The following is a 26200-nucleotide window of genomic DNA, read 5'->3' on the forward strand; positions in this document are numbered from 1 at the left end:
CGAATGCGGGATCAGGCACGGTGGTCGGATTCGGGCCGGACGAGATCGAATCCCGCCAGCATGACCACGCCGGACAGCACGATCAGCGCGACGGAATGACGTCCGAAATACAGCAGCGCGGCAGCGGACCAAGCGGCAAGGCATAGGCCGGCGAGGCGTTTCATGACGGTAGTGCGGGGATCCAAAGCGCTATTTTAGGGTTTTGGGAATTGTCGCGCTCGGATGGGGCGGTGCAGTCTGCTAAACATTCGTTAAAACTACGTGGAGCGGGTGAGAAAAGCGTAGCGCCGCTCGGGAAACCGGGTCCCGCCTGGAGTGGGTGTTTCACCTTACGGTGAATAGAGAGTCCCGCCTACAACGGCTGCCCTTCGGCAGCCGTTGGTCTTTTGAGCTCGCCCCCCCGCCTCACATAAGTGACATTGTCCGAATTACAAAAACAAAAAAAGCCGCACCGAACTTAACCGATGCGGCTCTTGCCGAAGCGGCCCGCAGGCCGCGACAAGCTTCATTCAGCCCAAAACTTACGCGCCGAAATTCTTCGCGGCGAAGTCCCAGTTCACGATGTTCCAGTAAGCCTCGATGAACTTCGGACGCGCATTGCGATAGTCGATGTAATACGCGTGTTCCCACACATCGATGGTCAGCAGTGCCTTGGCGTCCGTCGTGAGCGGCGTGGCGGCATTGCTCGTCGAAACGATGTCGAGGCTGCCGTCAGTCTTCTTCACGAGCCAGGTCCAGCCCGAGCCGAACGTGCCGGTGGCAACCTTGGCGAACTCTTCCTTGAACTTGTCGAACGAGCCGTACTTCGCGTTGATCGCGTCAGCCAGCGCGCCGGTGGGGGCGCCGCCGCCCTTCGGCGACAGGCTGTTCCAGAAGAACGTGTGGTTCCAGACTTGAGCGGAGTTGTTGAACACGCCGCCCGACGACTTCTTCACGATTTCTTCAAGCGACAGGTTCTCGAATTCGGTACCCGGGATCAGCTTGTTCAGGTTGGTCACATAGGTCTGGTGATGCTTGCCATAGTGATACTCGAGCGTTTCTTCCGACATGTGCGGAGCGAGCGCGTTCTTTTCGAACGGCAGCGGCGGGAGCGTATGTTCCATGATGCGAGCCTTCCTTTCTATGTGGAATGTATGTTTGCGGGGGAGTGAGGCAGTGGAGCAATGGATTGTAGGCGAGTTGAGATAACCCAGCAAACCGTGTGCCCTTTATGAGTAAGATTGATTTCCAATCGCCTTCGACGGCGTAAAAAGTGCTTCGACAGGCGACACAGCGCCCTTCAATGTACGCCTGAACACGCCATTTTTCAGGCGTCAGAATTCATCTGACAGACGCGGCTGGACATCGGCGAGCAACACATCCGCCGATCCTTCCGCCAGATGCACCGTCAGAGGGCGCTTCGGCTTCAATGCGTTCGGCGCACGCAGCGCGCGTCCCGTCTGTGCATCGATCAAGGCCGCATAACCGCGCTCCAGCGTGCGCTGCGGACTGAGCACCTGCAGGCGCGCCGCCAGTTCCGACACACACGCACGCTCGCGCTCCGCACGGCGCTCGCTGGCGCGTTGCAGGCGCTGCGCGAGCCTCGATACCTGCTCGCGCGCCGCCGCCACGTCCGGCCGTTTCCGCTGCCAGCGGTAATGAACCAGCGCGAAGTGCGCGCGCGCATCGCGCACGGGCCGCGCGCCCGCCGATACCAGACGGCCGGACAGTTGCCGCACATGCTCACGCTGCCGCGCCAGCCGCTCGGCCGGACTGACGAGCCGGCGCGCCAGCCAGTCGAGTTGCTGGGCGCGGCGTTCCATCGCGCGGCCGAAACCGCGCGCGAGCGCCGCATGACGATGATCGAGTTCGCGCAACAGCAGCACGCGTTGCGGACTCACGAGTTCGGCGGCGGCCGTGGGCGTCGGGGCGCGGACATCGGCGGCGAAATCGGCGATGGTGAAATCCGTCTCGTGTCCGACGCCGCTCACCACCGGCAGCGCGCTCTCCGCGATCGCGCGCGCGAGCACTTCCTCGTTGAAGGCCCACAGATCCTCGATCGACCCGCCGCCGCGACACACGATCAGCACGTCCACCTCGCGCCGCGCATTGGCGGCTTCGACCATCGCGGCGAGCTTCGCGCTGACGCCCGCGCCCTGCACCGGCGCCGGATACACCACGACCGGCACGTGCGGCGCGCGCCGCGCAAGCGTCGTGAGCACGTCGCGCAGCGCTGCCGCCTGCAACGACGTCACGATGCCGATGCCGCGCGGATGCGACGGCAGCGCGCGCTTGCGCTCCGCCGCGAACAGACCTTCGCCTTCAAGTTGCGCCTTGAGCCGCAGGAACGCTTCGTAGAGCCGCCCCTGTCCGGTACGGCGCACCGCCTCGACATTCAGTTGCAATTCGCCGCGCGGCTCGTACATCGTGACGAGCGCGCGCACCTCGATGCGGTCGCCTTCGCGCGGCGTGAACTCGGCGTATTGCGCGCGGCCGCGGAACATCACGCAGCGCATCTGCGCGCCCGCGTCCTTGATCGAGAAATACCAGTGGCCGCTCGCCGCCCGCGTGAAATTCGACACCTCGCCCGACACCCAGACGAGGGGAAAGGTCCGCTCGAGCATCGAACTGATCGCGCGATTGAGCGCGGAAACGGGAATGACGGCTTCGCCGCCTGGCTGCGGCAGGGAATCAGGAGTCATGGCTGAACCGGAAAGAGACGAGCCGCTACGGCTGATTGGCCCAAGGGACAGGAACCGTTCGGCGAGGTACGGCAGTGTAGCAAGTGTCCACACAGAAAGACTTACCGGCCGCGGCGGCGCGCGCGCTTCAAGGCTTTAGGATTCGTCCTAACTCATTGATTTTGCAAAAATAGATTGATATGAACACTGTCTTCTCCGAAGCAACTCTTTCCTGACGCGGCATTTGGCTCCCGACTCCGGAAGTTCTTCACAGAGTTATCCACAGGCGCGCGATGCGCCGGCCCGGAGGCGCGAACGATCGGCGACTGGCGCGCACGGCCTGCGCGCGCTAGAGTGCCGGGTTCCAGCACCGGCGGGCACGCATGCGCAATCGCGGCGCGCCGCCGCCGTCGCCGGTCGATCCGTTCAACGCCAACCGACACTCGAGGAGCTGCCGTTGCACGCCACGCCTTATCCGTTTTATCCCGCTTTTGTCCCGCCAGCGTTCCGCGTAAAGGCGGTCCATGTCTGATTTCAAGCCGCCCGTCGAAAACTTCCTCGCCCGCGAGTGGCGCCGCCGCGGTCCGGTCGCCTGGGCGCTGACGCCCTTCGCCTGCGTGTTCGGCGCGATCGCCGCGCTGCGCCGCGCCTGCTTCGAACTCGGCTGGCTCAAGCGGATCGACGTGGGCGTGCCGGTGGTCGTCGTCGGCAATGTGACCGTGGGCGGCACGGGCAAGACGCCGACCGTCATCGCGCTCGTCGAGGCGTTGCGCGCCGCCGGCTTCCAGCCGGGCGTGGTCTCGCGCGGCTACGGCGCGAAAGTGCCGAAGCCGGTCAGCGTGACGCCGGCGAGCGAGGCCGCGCAGGTCGGCGACGAACCGCTGTTGATCGCGCGCCGCACCCACGCGCCGGTGTTCGTCTGCCCGGACCGCGTGGCCGCCGCGCAAGCGCTGCTCGCGGCGCATCCGAATGTCGACGTCCTCGTCTCCGACGACGGCCTGCAGCACTATCGGCTGGCCCGCGCGTTCGAACTCGTCGTCTTCGACGACCGTCTGGGCGGCAACGGCTTCCTGCTGCCGGCGGGCCCGTTGCGCGAGCCGATGTCGCGCCGCCGCGATGCGACGCTCATCAACAGTCCCTACGAGCGCACCTTGCCGCCGTGGCCGGACACGTTCTCGCTCGACCTCGAAACCGGCGACGCCTGGCTGCTCGACGATCCCTCGGTACGCCGTCCGCTCGGCGAGTTCGCCGGCGAGAAAGTGGTGGCGGCGGCGGGCATCGGTTCGCCCGAACGCTTCTTCGCGACACTGCGCGCGGCGGGCATCGCGCCGGCGACGCGCGCGTTCCCGGATCACTACGCTTACCGCGAGAATCCGTTCGCCGGCGTGGAGGCCGATGCGATCCTGATTACCGAAAAGGATGCAGTAAAATTGGGCGCCTGGCGCGACGCACGCATCTGGGTCGTTCCGGTGCAAGCCGTGCTCAGACCGCGCCTCATCGCTCTTGTTGTGGAGAAACTCCGTGGACGCACGTCTGCTTGAAATCCTTGTTTGTCCGATCTGCAAAGGCCCGCTCAGCTATGACCGCGCCGCGCAGGAACTCATCTGCAGCGCGGACAAACTCGCCTACCCGATCCGCGACGGCATTCCCGTGATGCTCGTCGACGAAGCGCGCCAGACCGTCGAGGGCACGCCCGTCGAACCGGTCCAGCCGCTCAAGCCGGCCGGCGACGCCTGATTCAGCCTGAACATGCCTGACATCTCCGCACCGTTCATCGCCGTCGTTCCCGCGCGTCTCGCGTCCACCCGTCTGCCCAACAAGCCGCTCGCCGATATCGGCGGCAAGCCGATGGTCGTGCGCGTCGCCGAGCGCGCGCGTGAGTCGGGCGCGCGCCAGGTGATCGTCGCGACCGACTCGGATCGCGTGGTCGAAGCCGCGCGCGATCACGGCATTGAAGTGATGTTGACGCGCTCGGATCACCCCACTGGCACGGACCGTCTCGCCGAAGTCGCGACCCGGCTCGGCTGGAGCGACGACACGATCGTCGTCAACGTGCAGGGCGACGAACCGCTGATCGATCCGCAACTCGTCCGCGACGTGGCGTCGCACCTCGCCGCGTTTCCCGCCTGCGCGATCGCGACCGCCGCGCATCCGATCCACGATCCCGCCGACGTCTTCAATCCGAACGTGGTGAAGGTCGTGCTCGATGCGAAGAGCGTCGCGCTGTACTTCTCGCGCGCGCCGATTCCCTGGGCGCGCGATCTCTGGCAGCCGCACTGGCCGGACGTCGCCGCGCTCGGACAACTGCCCGCGGTGCCGGACAACGTGCTGCGCCACATCGGCCTGTACGCCTATCGCGCGAAGTTCCTGCGCGAGTTTCCGAACCTCGCGCAGGCGCCGATCGAAGCCGCCGAAGCGCTCGAACAACTGCGCGCGCTGTGGCATGGCGAACGCATCGCGGTGCGCGTGACGCAGGACGCGCCGCCGCCCGGCGTCGATACGCCCGCCGATCTCGCCCGCGTACAAGCGCTCTTCCCCGCGTCCAAGTGAAGCGCTGAAAGCTGGAAGCAACCCGTGTAAACCCCGCCGGAACGCCCGGCCGGCGCGGTTCTCGGGGTTTCCTATGCGCGTTATTACGGTCGCGGCCGTAAAGAGCCGTGGCATAATCGAACGATTGCGCGAGCCTTCCGGTCAGCGCCACGCTCAACGTTGCGCCGCTGTCCGCAGGTGCCCGCCGTCTCCACCGGCCGCGCGCCCTGTCGTCGACGCCGCACGAGCCAGCCCACCGGATGTCATTGAGCCTCGCGGCGTGAAGCGGTTTCTAGACGATTCGGAGATATCACCATGCGTTTGATCCTGTTGGGGGCACCCGGTGCGGGCAAGGGCACCCAGGCAAACTTCATCAAGGAAAAATTCGGCATTCCGCAGATTTCCACCGGCGACATGCTGCGCGCGGCCGTCAAGGCAGGCTCGCCGCTCGGCGTCGAGGCGAAGGGCTTCATGGACGCGGGCGAACTGGTGCCGGACTCGCTCATCATCAACCTCGTGAAAGAACGCCTGCAGGCCGACGACTGCAAGAACGGCTATCTGTTCGACGGTTTTCCGCGCACGCTGCCGCAGGCCGAAGCCATGAAGGACGCGGGCGTCGCCATCGACTACGTGCTCGAGATCGACGTTCCCTTCGACGAAATCATCACGCGCATGAGCGGCCGCCGGGTTCACGCGGCGTCGGGCCGCACGTACCACGTCAAGTTCAATCCGCCCAAAGTGGACATGACCGACGACGTCACCGGCGAACCGCTGATCCAGCGCGACGACGACAAGGAAGAGACCGTGAAGAAGCGGCTCGACGTGTACGTTGCGCAGACCAAGCCGCTGATTTCGTACTACAACGACTGGGCGAAGCACGGCACCGCGCCGAACGGCCTGAAGGCGCCGGCGTATCGCGCGATCTCGGGTCTCGGCACCGTCGATGAAATCCGCACGCGCGTGTTCGACGCGCTGAAGTAAGCGCGCTTCGCGTCGCGTTTGCCAAAACCCGCTTCCCAGGAGCGGGTTTTTTTACGCCTGTCGGGCGCGGCGAGCGGCTTCGCTACAATCGACGCGGCTCCCACAAGGACACCCCAAGGCACATTTCCGGCGAGCGGCATCCACCCCGCCCTCGCCTGCACGAATCACACAAAGGAGAAGAGACATGGAGATACAGGGCAACGTGTTCCTCATCACCGGCGGCGCATCGGGTCTTGGCGCCGCGACGGCGCGCCTCGTCGCGTCGCTCGGCGGCAAGGTCGTGCTCGCCGACATGAACGAGGCCGCAGGCGAAGCGCTCGCGAAGGAATTGTCGGGCGCGTTCGTCAAGTGCGACGTGAGCCAGGAGAACGACGGACAACGCGCCATCGAGTCAGCGTTGTCGCTCGGCACGCTGCGCGGCCTCGTGAACTGCGCGGGCATCGCACCGGCAGCGAAGACCGTGGGCCGCGACGGCCCGCATGCACTCGATCTGTTCTCGAAAGTGATCGCGGTCAATCTCATCGGCACCTTCAACATGATCCGGCTCGCGGCCAGCGCGATGTCGAAGAACGAGCCCAACAGCGCGGGCGAGCGCGGCGTGATCGTGAACACGGCGTCGGTGGCCGCCTACGACGGACAGATGGGCCAGGCGGCCTACGCGGCCTCGAAGAGCGGCGTGGCGGGCATGACGCTGCCCATCGCCCGCGACCTGAGCAGGAGCGGCATTCGCGTGATGACCATCGCGCCGGGCCTGTTCGAGACGCCGATGCTGCTCGGCATGCCGCAGGACGTGCAGGACGCGCTCGGCGCGATGGTGCCGTTCCCGCCGCGCCTCGGCAAGCCCGACGAATACGCGATGCTCGTCAAGCAGATCTTCGACAACCCGATGCTCAACGGCGAAGTGATCCGTCTGGATGGCGCAATCCGCATGCAGCCGAAATGATGGCGTTTCAGTTGTGAAAACGGCGGGCTTCCTTCGAAGCCCGCCGTTTTTTGTTCAGTCGCCGTTTTGCTGGGTGCGCTGCCGCAGCTCGTGCAGCTCGGTTTCGACGACCGTCGCATCTTCCGCGTCGGGCCGATGTTCGATGTAGCGCTGCAAGTCCTCCAGCGCCGGACGCAGGTAATCGAGCCGCGCATAGGCGAAGCCGCGGTCGCGCACTTCCTCGATGCTGAGCGGCAACGCGATCACCAACCGCTCCTGCACCGCGAGCAAGCGCTGCCAGCGCTCCGTCTGCAGATAGATGGACTTGAGGTTGCGGAGCATGCGCGCGACGATCTCGCGCCGCGTCGCGGGCTGCAACAGCACGCGCAATGCACTGCCGATCGATTCGCCGGCGCGCTGCACGTAAGGCTCCAGCATTTCGACCATCTGTGCTTCGGAGAGCGTCTGGCCAGTGGTCGGATCGAGCATCAGATCTTCGGCGGGCAACGCGACGCGCAGCAGGAAATGCCCGGGGAATGACACACCGCGCACCGGCAGGCCGAGCTGGTCGGCCATTTCCAGATAGATCACCGCGAGCGAGATCGGGATGCCGCGCCTGCGCCGCAGCACGACATTCAGATGACTGTTGTCGGGATCGTAGTAATCGTTGAGATTGCTGGAGAAGCCCAGCTCGCGGAAAAAGTAACGGTTGAGCGCATCGACGCGCGTCCTGACGTCGGCGTCGTCGGGCAGGCGACGGCGCGCGCGCACGACGAGCTCGTCGATCTCGGCGAGCACCGCCTGCATGTCGAGATCCGGGTACGCGTCCTGGGAAAGCGACAAGGCCGCTTCCGTGAGCGGAAGCGTGTCGTCGTCCGCCATCAGTGACGAGAAGTAGTCGAGGATACGCGTTGTCGTCATCAAAGCGTGCGTCTCTTGAAGTAGGCGTACTTGAAGCCCATCGCGGAAAGAATACCGAAATATAGCGCCGCGAACACGACCAGGCTCGCGCCCAGCAATGCAATGCGCAGCAGCGGCGTCGCGCGCATGCCGATCCAGTCGAAATTGATCGCCACCCAGTGCATCACGCCCGCAAGAATCAGGCACGCGCCCAGCAACTGCACGATGAAGCGCAGCCAGCCCGCGGACGGCCGGTAGATCTGCCGGCGGCGCAAGCCAACGAACAACAGCGACGCATTGGCGAGCGCGCCGAGGCCGATCGACAGCGTCAGGCCCGCGTGGGAAAAGATCGGCACGAACAGGTAATTGCTCACCTGGGTCATGACCAGCACGAAGATCGCGATCTTCACCGGCGTCTTGATGTCCTGCTTCGCGTAGAAGCCCGGCGCCAGGATCTTGATGAGGATCAGGCCGATCAGCCCGATGCCGTATGCCGACAACGCGCGGCCGACCATCACCACCGAATGACTGTCGAACTTGCCGTAGTGGAAGAGCGTCGCGGTGAGCGGCTCGGCGAAGAAGAACAGCGCGACCGCGCTCGGCGCGGCCAGCAGGAAAGTGATGCGCAAGCCCCAGTCGAGCAGCGCGGAGTATTCGTCGTTATTGGCGTCGATGTGCGCCTTCGAGAGGCTCGGCAGCAGGATGGTGCCCAGCGCCGCGCCGAGCAGCGCGGTGGGGAATTCCATCAGGCGGTCGGCGTAGTTGATCCACGACACGGCGCCCGGCCCGATGTTCGACGCAATGTTCGTGTTGATGATGAGGCTCAGTTGCCCGACCGAGACGGCGAAGGTCGCGGGCACCATCTTGAGCAGCACGCGCTTCACGCCCGGATGCGCGAGCGCGCGCCGGAAGTTGAAGCCGATGCGCGGCATCATGTCGATCTTCTTGAGGCCCGGCAGCTGCACGAGCAACTGCAGGATGCCCCCGGCGATCACCGCATAGGCGAGCGCGTACACCGGCACCTTCAGGTGCGGCGCGACGAACACCGCCGCGAAAATGAACGCCACGTTGAGCAGCACCGGCGCGAACGCGGGCAGCGAGAACTGCTTGTAGGTGTTGAGCACGCCGGACGCGAGCGTCGTCATCGAGATGAAGACGATGTACGGGAACATGATGCGCGTCATCTCGACGGCGAGACCGTACGCGGCGCCTTCGTGCGCGAGCCCCGAGGCAACCGCGAACACGACCCAGCTCGCCCCCGCCATGCCGGCCAGCGACAACACGACGAGCCCCCAGGTCAGCACCGTCGACATCGCATTGACGAGCGCCTTGGTCGGATCGTGGCCCTGGCTGTTCTTGAATTCGGCGAGGATCGGCACGAACGCCTGCGCGAACGCACCCTCGGCGGACAGACGCCGCAGCAGGTTGGGGATACGGAACGCGACGTAGAACGCGTCGGTATAGAGACTGGCGCCGAAGGCTCGGGCGATCAGCGTTTCGCGGATCAGGCCGGTCACGCGGGACAGCAGCGTGAAGCCGCTGACCGTCAGGAGGGCTCGGAATAGATTCATGGGGCGCTTATTATACGGGCCGCGTGCGGCGCGCCTGCGACACGCCGCCGCTGGCTGGCGGCAAAGCCCGCAAGATTGACCGATCGTGCCAATCTCGCTCGCCAACCCACGGATGACGCCGCGCTTGTCACGATTCCGGTTCCGTTGCTATAATCGCGGGTTTCGAAGCTCCGAAAACGCCCGGCTCAACCAGAGTGAGCACCCAAAGTGTGATCCGGATCCGTGTAGCTTCGCGTCTCTCCCCGGCTCTGGCCGGCGAAGTATCAGAGGTTCTCGGGCCATCGCCACGCTGCAACGCTGCATGCGTGCCCGGGATTTCCAGCAAGACAAACAGGACAAGGCAGCACGCTCGAACCACCGGCTCAGGCCAGTTCAAGGCCCTCTCCGGCCCGCGCGCTCCAGACAAGTAACAGCAGAAACAGGACAAGGAACCGTCATGGCAAATACCGCACAAGCTCGCAAGCGCGCCCGTCAGGCCGCCAAAGCCAACTCGCACAACTCGGCGCTGCGCTCGAAATTCCGCACGGCCATCAAGGCAGTTCGCAAGGCTATCGAAGCCGGCGACCAGGCCAAGGCCGCCGAAGTGTACAAGTCGTCGGTCAAGACGATGGACATCATCTCGGACAAGAAGATCGTCCACAAGAACAAGGCCGCTCGTCACAAGAGCCGCCTGGCTGCAGCCATCAAGGGCCTGCAAGCCCCGGCTGCCCAGTAATTCCGGCCCGCTTCAGGCGGGCGCCGCACGCTTCCTGCGTTCCGGCGTTCGTCGAAGCAGCTTCCTGTTTCCGCTGCGCAGTAACGAAAAAGCCCGCTTCGGCGGGCTTTTTTGCGTCTGCTCTACTTCAGCCTGCTTATGACCAGCCTGCTTACGGCTGGGCGTGCGGACTTCCCGTGTTCGGCACCTCAGATTCCTGATTCGGTTGCTCGTGCGCCGGCTGGGACGGCGCGCCCGACGCGCCCTGCGTGCCGTGATGCGGCGGCAATTCACACGCCTCGGTCACGAGCAGGTCGTTGTCTTTCGCAAAGTTCAGCACGAAGTCGAACGCCATCGGCTCGATGTCGCGCAGGCGCGAATCGACGATCACGACCTTGATGTCGCCGATCATCGTCGGACGCACGTAGATGGAATATTGCAGCCGCGCGTTCGGCCCTCTCGCCTTCGGACCGAATCCCGACATCACACCGCACAGGCGCTCCGACCAGTCGCTCGGCCGAAACTTCCTCCCGTTCTTGGTGATGCCTTGTATGAAATATTCGGTAGGGGATGATTCAGCCATGTAGCAATACCTGTTGACGGCCGGTGACGCGCACCGGCGAACGCACATCCGCACGACGGAAACCGCGGGTGCCAGCGCAGCGAAAGGCGCCGGGCGGTTGTTCGCGAAGTGCTCTCCGTTGAAGGGGAACATCCGCGTCCGCGAGAGGATGGCAGACTCGACAGCACTGGGTTCTTCACCGCGATCCGTATGCACAAAACACGCACAAAAACACGCCTGCGGGACGCTTGCGAGCCCCTTCGCACATGCGAGTGAAACGGTGCTTGATGTTGCAGAACTGTTGAAACGAGCGAGCGCGATTATACCGCAGCGACCTGTTTTCCGCAGCGCACACAAACACCGCGCATGCGGCAAAGCCAGCTCTGAAGGCCGCTGGACGGGCACGTGCGGCGCATGCGCCCGCACCAACGGCCTCGTCAAACATCGTGAAATCCTTTATGCTCAAACGCGATACCACTCCCGACGGCGGCGCCGTCCGGCCGGGCGCCTCGCCAATGAGCGCAGCGCTACGCGCCGGTTCGAAGCCGCCGCTTGCGTTTCATGACCTCCAAGAAAATTCGCCACTATCTTCAGTTCAAGGATTTTTCGCTCGACGACTACGAGTACGTGCTCGAACGCGCGCGCATCCTGAAGCGCAAGTTCAAGAACTACGAGACCTATCATCCGCTGCACGACCGCACGCTCGCGATGATCTTCGAGAAGAGCTCCACGCGCACGCGCCTCTCGTTCGAAGCCGGCATCTTCCAGCTCGGCGGCCATGCGGTGTTCATGAACACGCGCGACACGCAACTCGGTCGCGGCGAGCCGATCGAGGATTCCGCGCAGGTCATCTCGCGCATGGTCGACATCATCATGATCCGCACGTTCGGCCAGGACATCATCGAGCGCTTCGCGGAAAGCTCGCGCGTGCCGGTCATCAACGGTCTTACCAACGAATACCATCCGTGCCAGGTGCTCGCGGACATCTTCACGTTCTACGAGCATCGCGGGCCGATTCACGGCAAGACCGTCGCGTGGGTCGGCGACGCGAACAACATGCTCTACACGTGGATCGAAGCCGCGCAGATTCTGGGCTTCAAGCTGCGGCTGTCGACGCCGGCAGGCTACAAGCTCGATGCCGCGCTGGTTTCCGAAGACAGCAAGCCGTTCTTCGAGGAATTCGACGATCCGAACGACGCCTGCACCGGCGCTCATCTGGTGACCACGGACGTGTGGACCAGCATGGGTTTCGAGGCGGAGAACGAAGCGCGCATGAAGGCGTTCGCCGACTATTGCGTCGATGCCGACATGATGGCGCGCGCCCAGCCCGACGCGCTGTTCATGCACTGCCTGCCCGCGCATCGCGGCGAGGAAGTGAGCGCGGAGGTGATCGACGGTCCGCAGAGCGTCGTCTGGGACGAAGCGGAAAACCGTCTGCACGTGCAGAAGGCGCTGATGGAGTATCTGTTGCTCGGCAAGCTCAATCACTGAGCAGCTGAAGCGCGCCGCCTATGAAAAAACCCGCACCGGCGGGTTTTTCATTTTGCGGGCCACGCTTTTTCAGAGCGTCACCGGTTCGATTTCCAGTTCCACGTCGAAGCGCGCCCGCACGTCGCGCTGAATGGCGCCGGCCAGTTCGAGCACCTGCGCGCCCGTCGCGCCGCCGCGATTCACCAGCACGAGCGCCTGACGGTCATGCACGGCCGCGCCGCCAATGCTGCGCCCTTTCCACCCGCACTGGTCGATCAGCCAGCCCGCCGCGAGCTTCACGTTGCCGTCGGGCTGCGGATAGGAGATGATGCCCGGCTCGCGTTGCTTGAGCGTAGCGAATGCCTGGGCACTCACGACCGGATTCTTGAAGAAACTGCCCGCGTTGCCCAGCACGGTCCAGTCGGGCAACTTGGCGCGCCGCACGGCGACTACCGCGTCAAAGATCGCTTGTGCGTCGTAGCTAGAGGCGCCTTCGAGCGCGCGCGCGATGTCGGCATAATCCGCTCGCGGCTGCCAGCGCTTCGGCAAACGGAACACCACGGACGTGATCATGAAACGCCCGCGCCCCGCCCGCTTGAAAAAACTGTCGCGATAGCCGAACGCGCACTGGGCGCGATCGAACTCGACGCACGCGCCCGTCGCCAGTTCCACGGCGCCGAGCCGCTCGAAGCGCTCGCCCATTTCCAGCCCATAGGCGCCGATATTCTGAATCGGCGCCGCGCCGACCGTACCCGGAATCAGCGCGAGATTTTCGAGTCCCGGCATGCCCTGCGCGAGCGTCCACGCCACAAAGCCATGCCAGTTCTCACCCGCGCCGGCTTCGACGAGCCATGTGCCGGCATCTTCGGCGATCACGCGCTTGCCCGCAATATTCACGATCAGCGCAACGCCGTCGAAGTCTTGCGTGAGTACGAGATTGCTGCCGCCGCCGAGCACCAGCTGCGTCATCCCGGCGATACGGCCGTCGCGGCACAGCATGGACGCGGCTTCGACGCTGTTGATCTTCATCGCATGGCGCGCGCGCATGTCGAAGCCGAACGTATTGTGCGAGCGCAGCGGATAGGCGTCGAGAAGTTCGGGCGCGTGGGATGCGTGAGGCATGAATGACCGCGTGGAAATTCGGGAGATTCAGGAGAATCGGCGCGGCCTTGGGGAACTCGGCGCCGCGTCGGTAGAATGACGGGAGATCGAATTATAACCAATGCCATTATGCGAGCCGCGCCCAGCGCGCTTGCCTCATCGAAGGAGAAGGCACATGCCGTCGTTTGACGTCGTCAGCGAAGCAAACATGATCGAAGTGAAGAACGCCATCGAGCAGGCGAACAAGGAAATCTCCACGCGCTTCGACTTCAAGGGTTCGGATTCGCGCGTCGAGCAGAAGGAGCGTGAACTCACGCTCTACGCCGACGACGACTTCAAGCTAGGCCAGGTCAAGGACGTGCTGTTGAACAAGATGGCCAAGCGCGGCGTCGACGTGCGCTTTCTCGACTACGGCAAGCAGGAAAAGATCGGCGGCGACAAGCTCAAGCAGGTCGTGACCGTGAAGAAAGGCGTGTCGGGCGATCTCGCGAAGAAGATCGTCAAAGTGGTGAAGGACAGCAAGATCAAGGTGCAGGCGAGCATTCAGGGCGACGCGGTGCGCATACAAGGCACGAAGCGCGACGACCTGCAAAGCGCCATCGCACTGTTGAAGAAGGACGTGACGGATACGCCGCTCGACTTCAACAACTTCCGCGACTGATTGTTTGCGGGTTTTTGACGATTCGACAAAGCCGTTCCGGTTGCACCGGAACGGCTTTTGTCTTTTGACCGCTCTTTGACTTCCGAGGCCTTTACGTCCCGGTCGCGTAACGGCGGCAATGCTCCAGATAGCCAGCCTCGTGACTGCTCACCAGCTGCACGATGCTGTTCCAGAGCCACAACGGCGCATCGATGGTTTTCGACCGGTTGCGTCGCAGGTCGGCTTGCCATTCCTTCCGGGTGGCCGCCTCCATCTGCCGTGCGTGCGCCTTCCCAACGACGGCGGCCAGATAGTGCGCCACGTGCATCGCGTCGTCCTTGTCCAGTTGCTCGATTTCGAGCTTCATGTCCTGCGGCAGAAGTTCACGAATGACCACCGCGCGATCAAGCAGACGCGCTGCCCGCATGCGTTCGCCGAGAAATGGCGAGAGATGCCGCGCACCTTCGATGACGCGCAACGCGTTGTCGCGTGGCATCGTGACGTCCTTGTAGCGCGGAGCGGCCGCCTTCACGCCCTCCTTGATGTCGATCAGACAGAGATCGTCGCCCTGGATGACGCCGCCATCCACGTCGAGCAAGACCGCATAGCGCGTGCGGCCGAGTGAGCTGCAGCCCTTGACCCAATAGGCGGCGTCGAGCATCACGACGTCGCCGGAGTCGTCGCGGCCTCGCAGGCCCGTCGCGAGGCTGGCGATGTCCTTCTCCCGGAAGAGCGCTTCAATCTCGCGCCGTTCTGCTTTTGTGAGCGGCCAGAACCGCTTGCCCAGCGGTATCGACGGATGCAGGTCGTCGATGCGCTCACGTGCGAGGTTCTGCCACGAGCGCCGGACCGCCTCTTTCATCGTCAAGTGAATGGGTTCGGGACGCCTCGACTCGACGACCTGATTCGAGAAGGCTGATTCATAGCCGGCGGCCAGCGCTTCGATCATGCGGACGACATTCAGTCCGGACAGCGACGAACCCCGCGCGGCAGTCGCAAGCGACAGCCCGAGCCGCACCAGGTCATGCACCGGATTGCCGATGACGGTCTGATCCAGATCGCGAATCTGGATTTCGACTTTTCCCTTCGCGTTGGCGATCGGGCCCAGGTTGCCCGTGTGGCAGTCGCCGCAGATCCAGACAGCGGGGCCATGCGGCAAGGTATCGCCATTTGCCTCGATCACCCACTCGTAGAAGCGCTCCGTATTGCCTCTGACATAGGCATGCGGGGAACGCGCCATTTTCCATCGACGTCGTTCCGTCAATACGGCCTGCCGGTCCTCGGCTGTGGGCAGCCCCTTCTTTGCTTTTGTGATTGTGCTCATGTGCCTTTGCGCTCGCGTTCGAACGCTTCGGGCGCAGAATGCGTGCCGCGGTCTTGCAGTCGTCTTACAGCGGGCACGCCGGATGCGGGTGTGCCTTGGCCAACATAATCATCAGACGATGACAGCTAGGCTTGGCGCATCACCGCACGCCACGCACGGTCACGCACGGTCACGCACGCATGGACAACTATTTCACGACACAGGAAGGCGCCATTCGACGGCTCGTCTGCATCAGGCGCGGCTTGCCGGGCACGGCCGGGCCGTCGATCATCGTCGGCAAGAGGAAGGACGGCGCCGAAGTCAACGGCATTGGCGAGGTCTTGTCCGCCGTCCGCGCAGGACGCATCGCGAGCTTCTTCTATTCGAGTCCTGCGGATACGTATGTGGTCTTCGTCAGCTGAGCCGTTTCGGCCGGCGCCTTATTCGGCCGCTTCCGCCGCCTTCTTCTTGTCGCCGATACGGCTTTCCTTCCCCGCCAGCAGCTTCGAGATATTCGCGCGATGCCGCCAGATGAGCAGCAGGCTCATGGCGAGCACCGCGAGCGAAATACGGCTGGGGCCGAACAGGAACACTTGGTAGAACGGCGCGAACACCGCCGCGACGAGCGCCGCCAGCGATGAATAGCGGAAGAAGAACGCAATGATGAGCCAGGTCAGCAGTGTGGCCAGACCGAGCACCGGATGAATGGCCAGCAGCACGCCCGCCGCCGTGGCCACGCCCTTGCCGCCCTGGAAACGAAAGAAGACCGGAAACAGATGCCCGAGGAACACGGCGATGGCCGCGAGCGCGGTGGCCGTGTTGATGACCACCGGATCCCAGCCGAAGCTCGCGCCGAAATGCACAACGACCCACACAGGCAGCCAGCCCTTGAACGCATCGCCGATCAGCGTGAGGATCGCGGCCTTCTTGTTGCCGGTGCGCAGGACGTTGGTGGCGCCGGGATTGCCGGAGCCATAGGAGCGCGGATCGGCGAGACCCATGGCGTGACTGACGACGACGGCAAATGAAATCGAGCCGATCAGATAGGACACGACGGCGACGATCAAAGAAATCATGGTGTCTTTTCGGTGGTGACGAGAGCGGAGTGCATTCTAATCGACGCTTGCGCACTGCACGGGCGTGGCATGCAACAGGCGCGTCAGGACTTCCGGGGCGAGGCTGACGAGATAACCGCGCCGTCCGCCGTTCAGATAGATGCGATCCAGTTCGAGAATGCTGGCCTCGACATACACCGGCATGGCCTTCTTCGTGCCGAACGGCGACGTGCCGCCCACCAGGAACCCTGAATGGCGATTCGCGACTTCCGGCTTGCACGGCTCGATGCGCTTCGCCCCCGTCTGCCGCGCGAGGTTCTTGGTGGACACCGTGCGGTCCCCGTGCATGAGCACGATGAGCGGCCTGGCGTGTTCGTCTTCCATCACCAGCGTCTTGACGACGTGATGCTCGTCCACGCCGAGCTGGCGTGCCGACTCCTCGGTGCCGCCGTGCTCGACGTACTCATACGGATGCTCGCCGAACGCGACCTGATGGCGGCGCAGGAACTGCGTTGCGGGCGTTTCGGATACGTGTTTGCTTTTCGACATGGACGCATTGTAGCGGCGCGTCCAGCGCGTCACCATTGGCCGGATGGCCGAGTGTGCGCGCCCCGGCAACTGTGGCACGATCGTTTTCCAGCACCAGGAGAATGAAATGATCCGCGACACCGAAATCCAGACCCTTCTCGAAGACACCATTCGCCGCTTCGTTCGCGAACAGCTCGTCCCGCGCGAGCGTGAAGTCGACGAAACCGACGAGATTCCCGCGGACCTCATCGACGCCATGCGCGAGATCGGCATGTTCGGGCTGACCATTCCCGAAGCCTACGGCGGTCTCGGCCTGACCATGGAAGAAGAAGTGCGCATCGCGTTCGAGCTCGGGCAGACCTCGCCGGCGTTCCGCTCGGTGATCGGCACGAACAACGGCATCGGCTCCATCGGTATCGTGCTGGACGGCACCGAGGCGCAGAAGTCGCACTATCTGCCAAAGCTCGCTTCTGGCGAATTGATCGGCTCGTTCTGTCTCACTGAACCGGATGCCGGCTCGGACGCGGCCTCGCTCAAGACCAGTGCGCGCAAGGATGGCGAATGCTACGTGCTCAACGGCACCAAGCGCTTCATCACCAACGCGCCCGAGGCCGGCCTGTACACCGTCATGGCACGCACCGGCGACCCTCAGGAAGCGAAGGGCGCAAGCGGCATCTCGGCGTTCATCGTCGAGCGCGGCACGCCGGGGCTCTCCATCGGCAAGCCGGATCGCAAGATGGGCCAGCGCGGCGCGCATACCGCCGACGTCATCTTCGAGGATTGCCGTGTGCCGGCGAGTCAGCTGATCGGCGGCGTGGAAGGCGTGGGCTTCAAGACGGCAATGAAGACACTCGACAAAGGCCGCATCCATATCGCGGCCATTGCGGTGGGCGCGGCCCGGCGCATGCTGCGCGACGCCGTCGCGTATGCACAGGAGCGCCGCCAGTTCGGCCAGCCCATTGGCGAGTTCCAGCTGGTGCAAGGCATGCTCGCCGACAGCAAGGCCGAGCTCTACGCAGCCGAATGCATGGTGCTGGACGTGGCGCGCCGCCGCGACGAAGGACGCGACGTATCGGTGGAAGCGTCATGCGCGAAGTATTTCGCCACCGAGATGTGCGGACGCGTCGCCGACCGCGCGGTGCAGGTGCATGGCGGCGCGGGTTATATCGCTGAGTACGGCATCGAGCGCTTCTATCGCGACGTGCGGCTTTTCAGGCTGTATGAAGGCACGTCGCAGATCCAGCAGGTGATCATCGCGCGCGGACTCATGCGCGGCGCGGAAATCTGAAACGCTTCCAACGTTCGAGCCTACCCGCGCGGATGATGCTCGCGATGCAGCTTGTGCAGCCGCTCGCGCGCCACGTGCGTGTAGATCTGCGTCGTCGAGATGTCGGAGTGGCCGAGCAACAGTTGCACGACGCGCAGGTCCGCGCCGTGGTTGAGCAGATGGGTGGCGAACGCGTGCCGCAAGGTGTGCGGCGACAGCGGCGCATGCACGCCACCATTCAGCGCGTGACGCTTGATGATGTTCCAGAACTGCTGGCGCGTCATGCCCTCGCCGCGCGAGGTGACGAACAGCGCATCGGCGGCGCGCGGGCCGAGCAGCGCCGGGCGCGATTCGCGCAGATAACGCTCGATCCATTCGTGCGCCTGCTCGCCGAACGGAACCAGGCGTTCCTTCGAACCCTTGCCCATCACGCGTACCACGCCCTCGTTCAGGCCCAGTTCCACCGTCTTCAGCGTCACGAGCTCGGTCACGCGCAGGCCGCTCGCGTACATCAGTTCGAGCATGGTGCGGTCGCGCAGGCCGCGCGGGGTGTCGGTGTCGGGGGCGTGGAGCAGCGCCTCGACCTGCACTTCGTTCAAGGTGGAAGGGAAGCGCGGCGGCTGCTTGGCGGAACGCAGCTTGAGCGTGGGATCGGCCGCGGTGCGGTGTTCGCGCATCGCCCACGCGTAGTAGCGGCGGAAGACCGACAGACGCCGGTTCGCCGAGGTCGCCTTGTCGCCGCGCCGGGCCGCCATGTAGCCGTTCAAGTCGTTCTCGACGGCAGCATCGACTGACGCGCCGCGCGTCTTGCCGAGCCATTCGGCAAAGAGCTTCAAATCACGCCGGTAGGCTTCGAGCGAGTTTTTGGCAAGGCCGTGTTCGAGCCAGAGTGCGTCGCAGAAGAGGTCGATGGCATCCAGGCTCGCGGCCAGCCCGGGTATGTGGACCGGGTCGGTTGTTGCGCCCGTTGCAGTCGTTGCGTCCGTTGCGCTGGATGCGTCCGTGGCGGCCGTGGCCTTGGTTGCCTTGGTTGCCTTGGTTGCCTTGGTTGCCTTGGTTGCCTTGGTTGCCTTGGGTGCCTTGGGTGCCTTGGTTGCCTTGGTTGCCTTGGTTGCCTTGGTTGCCGTCGTTGCGCTCGTCATGCGATGGATACACCTTCATGCGCCAGCAGCCAGCGCTTCACGTTGCGATAGAAACCGTCGCCGGGATGATGCGCGAAACCGCCGATTCCGCTCGCCGCGACGACCCGGTGGCACGGTATCACGATCGGCAGCGGATTGGAGCCACACGCCTGCCCGACCGCGCGCGGCACGCTGCCGATATCCCGCGCCAGGTGCCCGTAGGTCCACACCTGTCCCGGCTCGATGCCGCTGATGCCCTGCCACACGCGCCGCTGAAACGCCGTCCCGCCGATGCCGAGCGGCAGTTGAAAGCGCATCGACGGCGCATCGAAGTAGCGGCGAATCTGCCCGGCCGCTTCGCATGCGAGCGTCCCGTGCGGTTCGACGCTGTCCACATCATCGGGTAAATAGACGATCTCGCGCACGCACGCTTCGTCGGCACGGATGCCCACCTTGCCGAACGGCGCGTCGATCACGGCATCGAATGGCTTCATGTCTGTTCCCCCTGGCTCTCTTGCTTTAGCGCCCACTCCACGTGCTCACGGACCAGCGCAGAACCATCGTCCGCGCGCGCTTCCAGTGCGGCGACGATGGCTTCCCGCTCGCGGGCGTCGAGCCCCGATGTGCCCAACGCATTGCCCATCGCCACCGCAATATTGCGCAGCCAGCGTTCGTGCCCGATGCGGCGAATCGCGCTGCCTTGCATGCGCGTGTCGAAATCGTCCGCACTCCAGGCGAACAGTTCCACGAGCGTCGCGCGATCCAGCCCGTGGCGCACGTCGAAATCGGCGACCGGCGCAGTCTGCGCGAACTTGTTCCACGGACAGATCAGTTGACAGTCGTCGCAGCCATAGACCCGGTTGCCGATCAACGGGCGCATCTCTTCGGGAATGCTGCCATGCAGTTCAATCGTCAGGTACGAGATGCAGCGCCGCGCATCCACGCGATACGGCGCGACGATCGCCCCCGTCGGACAGGCGTCGATGCAGCGCGTGCACTGCCCGCAATGCGCGCCGTCGTGTTCGGGATCAGGATCCACGGGCAGCGGCACGTCCACGAAAATCTCGCCGAGGAAGAACAGCGAACCCGCGTCGCGATCGAGCAGCAAGGTGTGCTTGCCGCGCCAGCCGTTGCCCGCCTTCTGCGCCAGCGCCACCTCCAGCACCGGCGCCGAATCCGTGAACGCGCGATACCCGAAGGCGCCGATCTCCCCTTCAATGCGCTCCGCAAGCTGCTGTAGCCGCTGCCGCATGACCTTGTGATAATCGCGGCCGCGCGCGTAGATCGAGACCATCGCCTGCGCAGGCTGCGCGAGCCGCGACCATTCGATGGCACGCCAGTCGTTCTTCTGACCGTCGCCTGTCGCGACGCTTTCAGCGCCCGTCCGCGCGAGCGTCGCGGCGGGCAGATAGGCCATGCGCGCGGTGATGACACGTCGCGTGCCGGCCACAAGCTCGGCCGGCCGCGCGCGTTTCATCCCATGTTTGGCCATATAATCCATGTCGCCGTGATAGCCTGCCTCGAGCCACTCAGCAAGGCCTTGCTCGGCATCCGCCAGGTCGATGTCACTGATGCCGACCGCACCGAATCCCAACTCGCGCCCCCAAGCCTTGATGCGCTGCGCGAGTTCCGCCAGCGCAGTCTCCTCCATGCGAGTCGAGGCGCGCGACACTGAGACGGACTCAGCGGCGGCGTCGCTGGACGCGGTCGTGATTTCAACGGAATGTTCCGGCAATCGGTTCATCACGATATTTTACGAGCAATGCCCGAAAGCCCCGACCGCATCACGCCTGATTCTTCTTCCGCGCTGCTCGAACGCCGCTTCGACCTGCGCGACGAAGCGGCCACGCTCGCGTTCGGCGCGCGCTTCGCGCAGGCCATCGACGCTACCCGCCAGCTCATGTCGCCTGAACGTTTCGCGGGCCTGCAAGTCCAGTTGATCGGGGATCTGGGCGCGGGCAAGACCACGCTCGTGCGCGCGACCTTGCGCGCGCTCGGGCACGAGGGCCGCGTCAAGAGCCCGACCTACACGCTCGTCGAGCCGTACTCGCTCGCGACCCGGAGCGGTCCGCTCGACGTCTATCACTTCGATCTCTACCGCTTCGTCGATCCGGCCGAATGGGCCGATGCCGGCTTTCGCGAATATTTCGACCGGGGCGCGGTGTGCCTGGTCGAGTGGCCGCAGCAGGCCGGCGGACTGCTCGGCGTGCCGGATCTCGTGTTCCAGCTATCGCTGCCGGGCGAGCATGATGCGCCCGGCGATTCGAACGAAGAAGAAGGCCGCGTGCTGACCGCGCGGGCGTTTAGCGAAACAGGAAAGACATGTCTCGAAAGATGTTGATCAAGCCGTTCCATTCGATCGAATCGAGCGCCACCGCGCCGCACAACTGGCGTCGCCGCCAGGTGCTGCGCGCAGGCGCTTCGACGCTCGTGCTCGCGCTCGTCGCGCCGAAGCTCGCGCATGCCAGCTCGGTGCTCGGCGTGCGCGTGTGGCCCGCGCGCGACTACACCCGCGTGACGATCGAATCGGACCAGCCGCTGCAGAACGCCAACCAGATGTTGCAGGGACCGGACCGGCTCGTCGTCGATCTCTCCGGCATCGATCTCGATCAGGCGCTGCGCGACCTCGTCTCGAAGATCGCGCCGAACGATCCGCAGATCCAGTCCGTGCGCATCGGGCAGTATCAGCCGCATGTGGTGCGCATGGTGTTCGACCTGAAGGGCTCGGTGAAGCCGCAGGTGTTCACGCTGGGGCCGATCGGCAGCTACAAGTACCGGCTCGTGTTCGACCTGTATCCGGCAGTCGCGCCGGACCCGCTGATGGAACTCCTCGCCGACACCGAGCGCAAGCAGGAGGCGCTCGACCGCGCCAACCCGAATCCGTCCACGCCGCCGCCCGCCACGCTGTCCGGGCCGACCACTGCGCAGAAGCCCGGCGCGTCCGATTCGACCGACGAGTTCTTCCAGAAGTACGCGCAAAACGACGCCGCGCCGGCCGCGTCAACGATCCCCGTGCCCAAGCCCGCGCCGAAACCGCGCGTGCCGTCCGCGCCGCCGGTCATCGCCCAAAAGGACGACGACGATCAATACACCTTCTCCGCGCCCAAGCAGGGCGCCGGCACGACCCGCCTGTTGACGGTCGCGATCGATCCGGGACATGGCGGCGAGGATCCGGGCGCGATCGGCGGCCAGGGCACCTACGAGAAGCACATCGCGCTCGACATCGCGAAGAAGCTGCGCGCGAAAATCGACGCCCAGCCCAACATGCGCGCGATGATGACCCGCGACGCCGACTTCTTCGTGCCGCTCAACGTGCGCGTGCAGAAGGCCCAGCGCGTCTCCGCCGACCTGTTCGTGTCGATTCACGCCGACGCCTTCACCTCGCCCGACGCGCGCGGCTCGTCGGTGTTCGCGCTGTCGGACCATGGTGCGTCGAGCGCGGCTGCGCGCTGGATGGCGAACAAGGAGAACGCGTCGGACCAGGTGGGCGGCATCAACGTGAAGTCGCAGGACGCCAGCGTGAACCGCGCCCTGTTCGACATGTCGACGACCGCGCAGATCCGCGATTCCATGCGCTACGGCAGCTTCGTGTTGAATGAGATTGGCGGCATCAACAAGCTGCACAAGGGCTCGGTCGAACAGGCGGGCTTTGCCGTGCTGAAGGCGCCGGACATTCCGTCCATCCTCGTGGAAACGGCCTTCATCAGCAACCCGGATGAGGAAACGCGCCTCAACGACGACGCCTATCGCGACAAGATGGCCAACGCCATCCTCAAGGGCATCAAGCGCTACTTCGCGGCCAATCCGCCGCTCGCGAAAAGCCGCATGACTTGAGACTTGCGCAGTGACCCGTTCAGCGCGCTGCCGGCATCAGCCGCTGAACGAGCCACTTGCCGAACACATTCACGACGAGCCCCGCCATCACCAAAGCCGCGCCGGCGATCTGCGCAGCGCTCAGGTCTTCGCCGAGAAACACCGCCGCCGACACCAGGCCGATCACCGGCACGAGCAGCGAAAACGGCGCGACGCTCGCAGCCGGGTAGCGCGCGAGCAGTTTGCCCCACAGGCTGTAGCCGACGATGGTCGCGACGAAAGCGAGATAGCCGATCGCAAGGACCGACACGAGCGGAATGGCGGCGAGACTGGACTCGATGCGGGCCGGACCTTCGAAAATCAAGGACAGCGCGAGGAACGGCAAGGGCGGAATCAGGCTGCCCCAGACGACCAGCGACAGCAAATCGACTTTGCCCATCGCCTTCGTGACGACGTTGCCGAGCGCCCACATCGCGGCGGCCGCGAGCGTGAAGAGGAAGCCGGTCAGGGTCATCGCGTGGCCGCCCTGGATGCCGATCAGCGCAAGACCGGCCGCGGCGATTACAAGTCCGACGAGATTGGCCGCATGAATACGCTCGCCGAGGAACATCGCGGCAAAGAACAGCGTGAAGAACGCCTGCGCCTGCAGTACGAGCGAAGCGAGCCCCGCCGGCATGCCGACCGACATGCCATAGAACAGCAGCGCGAATTGTCCGAGCGAGATGGTGAGACCGTACGCGAAGAGCCAGCGCAGAGGGATTTGCGGACGCTTGATGAAGCACGCCGGTGTCGCGGCCAGCGCGAAACGCAACGCGCCGAGCAGCATCGGCGGCACGCCGTGCAGGCCCAGCTTGATGACCACGAAGTTCACGCCCCACGCGAAAATGACCACCGCGGCGATCAGCAAGTCCCTTGGCGACATCGCCCTTCCCCTCGTGCCTGACGCAATGTTGTCGAGGCGCAAAGTGTAATCGAGCGACGCTTTGTTGCGCTTGTCAGATCGTGCAAGAAACAGCGCGGCGCTCGCGCCACCGAAGGGACGCGAGCGCCGGAAGAGACTTGCAACAGCGCCTGTTACTTGCTTTGACCCGACTCGGCTGCCGCGTTGTTGCCGGTGGTCGCCTCAGGCGTCTTCTTGCCCGACGACGGATGCGCCATATGCTTGCGCGGCTTCTTGTGCTTGGTCATGCCGCTCGAATTGTCCGTGGTGGCGGCGGCGGTATCGTTGCCCATCGCCGCCGACGAATTGCCCGACGACGTCTGCGCGAATGCCCCGCCTGCGGCGGTCGCGGTGAAGACACCTGCGGCAATGGCCATCAACAGTTTGTTCTTGCTCATGTCTTTACTCCCCAGTCAGGTTGAATGACGTCGCGCGCGGCTGCGCGCATGTTCGAGAACGCGACGGCAGAAGATGAGAGCCCGGAATGACGACCCGGAAGCGCGTCTGCGTCACGCGGCCCCGGCCGGTAGAATCGAAAGTTCCGCGAGCGCCATTCCGGCACTCCCATCACGCCCGCTCCCGCCCATGCCCTCGACTCCGCGCACGCTGCTCAAGCCTCACCAACACGACGTCGGCGGCCTGACGGTGCGGCGTGTGCTGCCCGCGTTGGCCGCCCGGACAGTCGGGCCGTTTATCTTCTTCGACCACATCGGTCCCGCAACGCTCGTGCCCGGCAAGGGACTCGACGTGCGTCCGCACCCGCACATCGGGCTCGCGACCGTCACCTATCTGTTCGAAGGCGCGATCATGCATCGCGACAGCGTCGGCTCGGTGCAGAAGATCGTTCCCGGCGACGTCAACTGGATGACCGCCGGGTGCGGCATCGTCCATTCGGAACGCACGCCCGACGCGGAACGCGCCGCCGGCCAGACGATGCACGGCATCCAGACATGGGTGGCGCTGCCGGTGGCGAGCGAGGACGTAGAGCCGTCGTTCGAACATCACGCGGCTGCCGCGCTGCCGCAGATCGAACGCGATGGCGTCACGCTGCGCGTGATTGCCGGCAGTGCGTTCGGCGTAACCGCGCCCACGCGAACCTTCTCGCCGACGCTCTACGTCGCCGCGCAGTTCGCGCCCGGCAGCGCGATCACGCTCGACACCGAGCACGAGGAGCGCGGCATCTATCTCGTCAGCGGCGACCTGAGTCTGGACGGCGAAGCGCTGCCCGAGCAGCAGATGGCCGTGCTCGCGCCGGGCGCTGACGTGCGGCTCACGAGCGCCGGCGGCGCGGTCGCCATGCTGCTGGGCGGCGCGCCACTCGACGGTACGCGCTTCATCGAATGGAATTTCGTGTCGAGTTCGCGCGACAAGATCGCGGCGGCCAAGACGGCCTGGAGCGAACAGCGCATGGGCCACGTGCCTGGCGAAAGCGAGTTCATCCCCTTGCCGCCGCAGCGCCGCGAGCCGCAAGCGCCGGAAGCCTGACGCGTAGCGGGACTTGAAAAATCGCGCATCGTCCCTATTTGAACGAGATTGATTGCAGGCACTTGGAGAACGCATGGAAACAACCCTCGCCACTTTCGAGAACGATGTCATCAACGCGTCGATGCTTGCGCCCGTGCTCGTCGATTTCTGGGCGCCGTGGTGCGGCCCGTGCAAGACGCTCGGCCCGATGCTCGAAAAGCTCGAAGCCGAAGCCGCCGGGAAATGGAAGCTCGTCAAGGTGAACGTCGATGAGAATCAGGAGCTCGCCGGACACTTTCAGGTGCGCAGCATTCCGCACGTGATCGCGTTCGCGGAGGGCCGTCCGGTCGACCAGTTCATCGGCGTGCTGCCGGAAGGCCAGCTGCGCGAGTTCCTGGACCGGCTCGTGCCGGCCGGCGCCGATGCCGAACGGCTCAGCGCGCAGGCCGCCTGGGCGGCGGGCAATCGCGAGTTCGCCATCGACACCATCAAGGCCGCGATCGCGCTCGATCCCGGCTATGACGACGCCCGCCTCGACCTGATCGAATGGCTGATCGCCGAGCGCCGCTATGACGAAGCGAAGGAAGAAGACAAGCTGCTGTCGCCGAAGACGACGCAAGGCATCGACGCGCGCTACAACGCGCTGAAGACCGAGCTCGACGCCGCCGACCGCGAGCGC

Annotated in this window: 28 protein-coding genes and 1 pseudogene; 14 read left to right on the top strand and 15 right to left on the bottom strand. The window is 64.7% G+C overall.

Features of this window, described 5'->3' with window-relative positions; all coding sequences use genetic code 11:
- Nucleotides 1-11: 11 nt before the first annotated feature.
- The 3 genes from QCE63_RS12320 to xseA form a co-directional block, all read right to left on the bottom strand.
- Nucleotides 12-164, bottom strand: a complete 153-nt coding sequence (locus tag QCE63_RS12320) for a hypothetical protein (RefSeq protein ID WP_309833151.1) — start codon at nt 162-164, stop codon at nt 12-14.
- A gap of 357 nt (nt 165-521) precedes the next feature.
- On the bottom strand, nt 522-1103 hold the full coding sequence (gene sodB / locus QCE63_RS12325; RefSeq protein ID WP_309833152.1) for a superoxide dismutase [Fe]: 582 nt from the start codon (nt 1101-1103) through the stop codon (nt 522-524).
- 210 nt (nt 1104-1313) lie between these two features.
- Complete coding sequence (xseA, locus tag QCE63_RS12330) at nt 1314-2681, bottom strand: exodeoxyribonuclease VII large subunit (protein ID WP_309833153.1); 1368 nt, start codon at nt 2679-2681, stop codon at nt 1314-1316.
- A 503-nt stretch (nt 2682-3184) separates the two neighbouring features.
- Between xseA and lpxK the strand changes: the two genes are divergently transcribed.
- The 5 genes from lpxK (at nt 3185) to QCE63_RS12355 (ending at nt 7113) form a co-directional block, all read left to right on the top strand.
- Nucleotides 3185-4201: a tetraacyldisaccharide 4'-kinase gene (gene lpxK / locus QCE63_RS12335; RefSeq protein WP_309833155.1), complete on the top strand. Its 1017-nt coding sequence runs from the start codon at nt 3185-3187 to the stop codon at nt 4199-4201.
- Entirely contained in the window at nt 4182-4397 is a 216-nt protein-coding gene (locus tag QCE63_RS12340; RefSeq protein ID WP_309833157.1) for a Trm112 family protein, read from the top strand. The genes lpxK and QCE63_RS12340 overlap by 20 nt, the downstream gene beginning before the upstream one ends.
- 12 nt (nt 4398-4409) lie before the next feature.
- Entirely contained in the window at nt 4410-5210 is an 801-nt protein-coding gene (gene kdsB, locus QCE63_RS12345) for a 3-deoxy-manno-octulosonate cytidylyltransferase (protein WP_309833159.1), read from the top strand.
- Nucleotides 5211-5504: 294 nt separating this feature from the next.
- A complete protein-coding gene (gene adk / locus QCE63_RS12350; protein ID WP_309833160.1) occupies nt 5505-6170 on the top strand; it encodes an adenylate kinase in 666 nt (221 codons plus the stop codon).
- Nucleotides 6171-6354: 184 nt separating this feature from the next.
- Nucleotides 6355-7113, top strand: a complete 759-nt coding sequence (locus QCE63_RS12355; protein ID WP_309833162.1) for a 3-hydroxyacyl-CoA dehydrogenase — start codon at nt 6355-6357, stop codon at nt 7111-7113.
- Between the two features lie 54 nt (nt 7114-7167).
- Here QCE63_RS12355 and QCE63_RS12360 read toward each other — a convergent pair whose 3' ends face one another.
- The gene (locus QCE63_RS12360) at nt 7168-8013 is read right to left on the bottom strand and encodes a SirB1 family protein (RefSeq protein WP_309833163.1); all 846 of its coding nucleotides are present in this window, start codon (nt 8011-8013) and stop codon (nt 7168-7170) included.
- Nucleotides 8013-9563 carry a murein biosynthesis integral membrane protein MurJ gene (gene murJ, locus QCE63_RS12365; RefSeq protein ID WP_309833164.1) on the bottom strand — a complete coding sequence of 517 codons (1551 nt, stop codon included), beginning with the start codon at nt 9561-9563 and terminating at the stop codon, nt 8013-8015. The genes QCE63_RS12360 and murJ overlap by 1 nt, the downstream gene beginning before the upstream one ends.
- A gap of 436 nt (nt 9564-9999) precedes the next feature.
- On the opposite strand from murJ, the gene rpsT reads away from it, so the two are divergent.
- On the top strand, nt 10000-10278 hold the full coding sequence (rpsT, locus tag QCE63_RS12370; RefSeq protein WP_309833165.1) for a 30S ribosomal protein S20: 279 nt from the start codon (nt 10000-10002) through the stop codon (nt 10276-10278).
- A gap of 244 nt (nt 10279-10522) precedes the next feature.
- Here the strand turns inward: rpsT and QCE63_RS12375 are convergent.
- Nucleotides 10523-10840, bottom strand: a pseudogene (locus QCE63_RS12375) (DUF3579 domain-containing protein); the annotation flags it as partial.
- A gap of 540 nt (nt 10841-11380) precedes the next feature.
- On the opposite strand from QCE63_RS12375, the gene argF reads away from it, so the two are divergent.
- Nucleotides 11381-12310 carry an ornithine carbamoyltransferase gene (gene argF / locus QCE63_RS12380; protein WP_309833168.1) on the top strand — a complete coding sequence of 310 codons (930 nt, stop codon included), beginning with the start codon at nt 11381-11383 and terminating at the stop codon, nt 12308-12310.
- Between the two features lie 69 nt (nt 12311-12379).
- On the opposite strand, the gene murB is transcribed toward argF, so the two are convergent.
- The gene (gene murB / locus QCE63_RS12385; RefSeq protein ID WP_309833170.1) at nt 12380-13411 is read right to left on the bottom strand and encodes a UDP-N-acetylmuramate dehydrogenase; all 1032 of its coding nucleotides are present in this window, start codon (nt 13409-13411) and stop codon (nt 12380-12382) included.
- Nucleotides 13412-13565: 154 nt separating this feature from the next.
- Between murB and QCE63_RS12390 the strand changes: the two genes are divergently transcribed.
- Nucleotides 13566-14051, top strand: coding sequence for a YajQ family cyclic di-GMP-binding protein (locus tag QCE63_RS12390; protein ID WP_309833172.1), 486 nt, complete (start codon nt 13566-13568; stop codon nt 14049-14051).
- 91 nt (nt 14052-14142) lie between these two features.
- On the opposite strand, the gene QCE63_RS12395 is transcribed toward QCE63_RS12390, so the two are convergent.
- Nucleotides 14143-15354, bottom strand: a complete 1212-nt coding sequence (locus tag QCE63_RS12395) for a DUF2252 family protein (RefSeq protein ID WP_309833174.1) — start codon at nt 15352-15354, stop codon at nt 14143-14145.
- A gap of 131 nt (nt 15355-15485) precedes the next feature.
- Here QCE63_RS12395 and QCE63_RS12400 point away from each other — a divergent pair, with 131 nt between their 5' ends.
- A complete protein-coding gene (locus QCE63_RS12400) occupies nt 15486-15755 on the top strand; it encodes a hypothetical protein (RefSeq protein ID WP_309833177.1) in 270 nt (89 codons plus the stop codon).
- A gap of 18 nt (nt 15756-15773) precedes the next feature.
- On the opposite strand, the gene plsY is transcribed toward QCE63_RS12400, so the two are convergent.
- Nucleotides 15774-16409 (bottom strand): glycerol-3-phosphate 1-O-acyltransferase PlsY, encoded by a 636-nt coding sequence (gene plsY, locus QCE63_RS12405; RefSeq protein WP_309833179.1) that lies wholly within the window; start codon nt 16407-16409, stop codon nt 15774-15776.
- A gap of 36 nt (nt 16410-16445) precedes the next feature.
- On the bottom strand, nt 16446-16937 hold the full coding sequence (gene ybaK, locus QCE63_RS12410; RefSeq protein ID WP_309833182.1) for a Cys-tRNA(Pro) deacylase: 492 nt from the start codon (nt 16935-16937) through the stop codon (nt 16446-16448).
- 106 nt (nt 16938-17043) lie between these two features.
- Between ybaK and QCE63_RS12415 the strand changes: the two genes are divergently transcribed.
- Nucleotides 17044-18204 (top strand): acyl-CoA dehydrogenase family protein, encoded by a 1161-nt coding sequence (locus QCE63_RS12415; protein ID WP_309833185.1) that lies wholly within the window; start codon nt 17044-17046, stop codon nt 18202-18204.
- A 20-nt stretch (nt 18205-18224) separates the two neighbouring features.
- On the opposite strand, the gene xerD is transcribed toward QCE63_RS12415, so the two are convergent.
- The 3 genes from xerD to queG are packed head-to-tail and all read right to left on the bottom strand — an operon-like array spanning nt 18225 to nt 21048.
- The gene (gene xerD, locus QCE63_RS12420) at nt 18225-19325 is read right to left on the bottom strand and encodes a site-specific tyrosine recombinase XerD (RefSeq protein ID WP_309833186.1); all 1101 of its coding nucleotides are present in this window, start codon (nt 19323-19325) and stop codon (nt 18225-18227) included.
- Nucleotides 19322-19798, bottom strand: coding sequence for a methylated-DNA--[protein]-cysteine S-methyltransferase (locus tag QCE63_RS12425; protein ID WP_309833188.1), 477 nt, complete (start codon nt 19796-19798; stop codon nt 19322-19324). Before QCE63_RS12425 ends, xerD begins: the two co-directional genes overlap by 4 nt.
- On the bottom strand, nt 19795-21048 hold the full coding sequence (gene queG / locus QCE63_RS12430) for a tRNA epoxyqueuosine(34) reductase QueG (RefSeq protein WP_404990105.1): 1254 nt from the start codon (nt 21046-21048) through the stop codon (nt 19795-19797). Before queG ends, QCE63_RS12425 begins: the two co-directional genes overlap by 4 nt.
- An 18-nt stretch (nt 21049-21066) precedes the next feature.
- On the opposite strand from queG, the gene tsaE reads away from it, so the two are divergent.
- Together tsaE and QCE63_RS12440 are read left to right on the top strand one after the other, a co-directional pair.
- Complete coding sequence (gene tsaE, locus QCE63_RS12435; protein ID WP_309833192.1) at nt 21067-21645, top strand: tRNA (adenosine(37)-N6)-threonylcarbamoyltransferase complex ATPase subunit type 1 TsaE; 579 nt, start codon at nt 21067-21069, stop codon at nt 21643-21645.
- A complete protein-coding gene (locus QCE63_RS12440; RefSeq protein WP_309833195.1) occupies nt 21627-23138 on the top strand; it encodes an N-acetylmuramoyl-L-alanine amidase in 1512 nt (503 codons plus the stop codon). Before tsaE ends, QCE63_RS12440 begins: the two co-directional genes overlap by 19 nt.
- A 19-nt stretch (nt 23139-23157) precedes the next feature.
- Here QCE63_RS12440 and QCE63_RS12445 read toward each other — a convergent pair whose 3' ends face one another.
- Both QCE63_RS12445 and QCE63_RS12450 read right to left on the bottom strand, forming a co-directional pair.
- Nucleotides 23158-24039 (bottom strand): EamA family transporter, encoded by an 882-nt coding sequence (locus QCE63_RS12445; protein ID WP_309833197.1) that lies wholly within the window; start codon nt 24037-24039, stop codon nt 23158-23160.
- 152 nt (nt 24040-24191) lie between these two features.
- Nucleotides 24192-24455, bottom strand: a complete 264-nt coding sequence (locus tag QCE63_RS12450; RefSeq protein ID WP_309833199.1) for a hypothetical protein — start codon at nt 24453-24455, stop codon at nt 24192-24194.
- Between the two features lie 187 nt (nt 24456-24642).
- Here QCE63_RS12450 and QCE63_RS12455 point away from each other — a divergent pair, with 187 nt between their 5' ends.
- Both QCE63_RS12455 and trxA read left to right on the top strand, forming a co-directional pair.
- Nucleotides 24643-25542 (top strand): pirin family protein, encoded by a 900-nt coding sequence (locus QCE63_RS12455; protein WP_309833200.1) that lies wholly within the window; start codon nt 24643-24645, stop codon nt 25540-25542.
- A 73-nt stretch (nt 25543-25615) separates the two neighbouring features.
- Nucleotides 25616-26200, top strand: a 585-nt coding sequence (gene trxA / locus QCE63_RS12460) for a thioredoxin (RefSeq protein ID WP_309833202.1), incomplete at its 3' end; no start/stop codon positions are given.

Source organism: Caballeronia sp. LZ065 (assembly GCF_031450975.1).
In the GTDB taxonomy this organism is placed as follows: Bacteria; Pseudomonadota; Gammaproteobacteria; order Burkholderiales; family Burkholderiaceae; genus Caballeronia.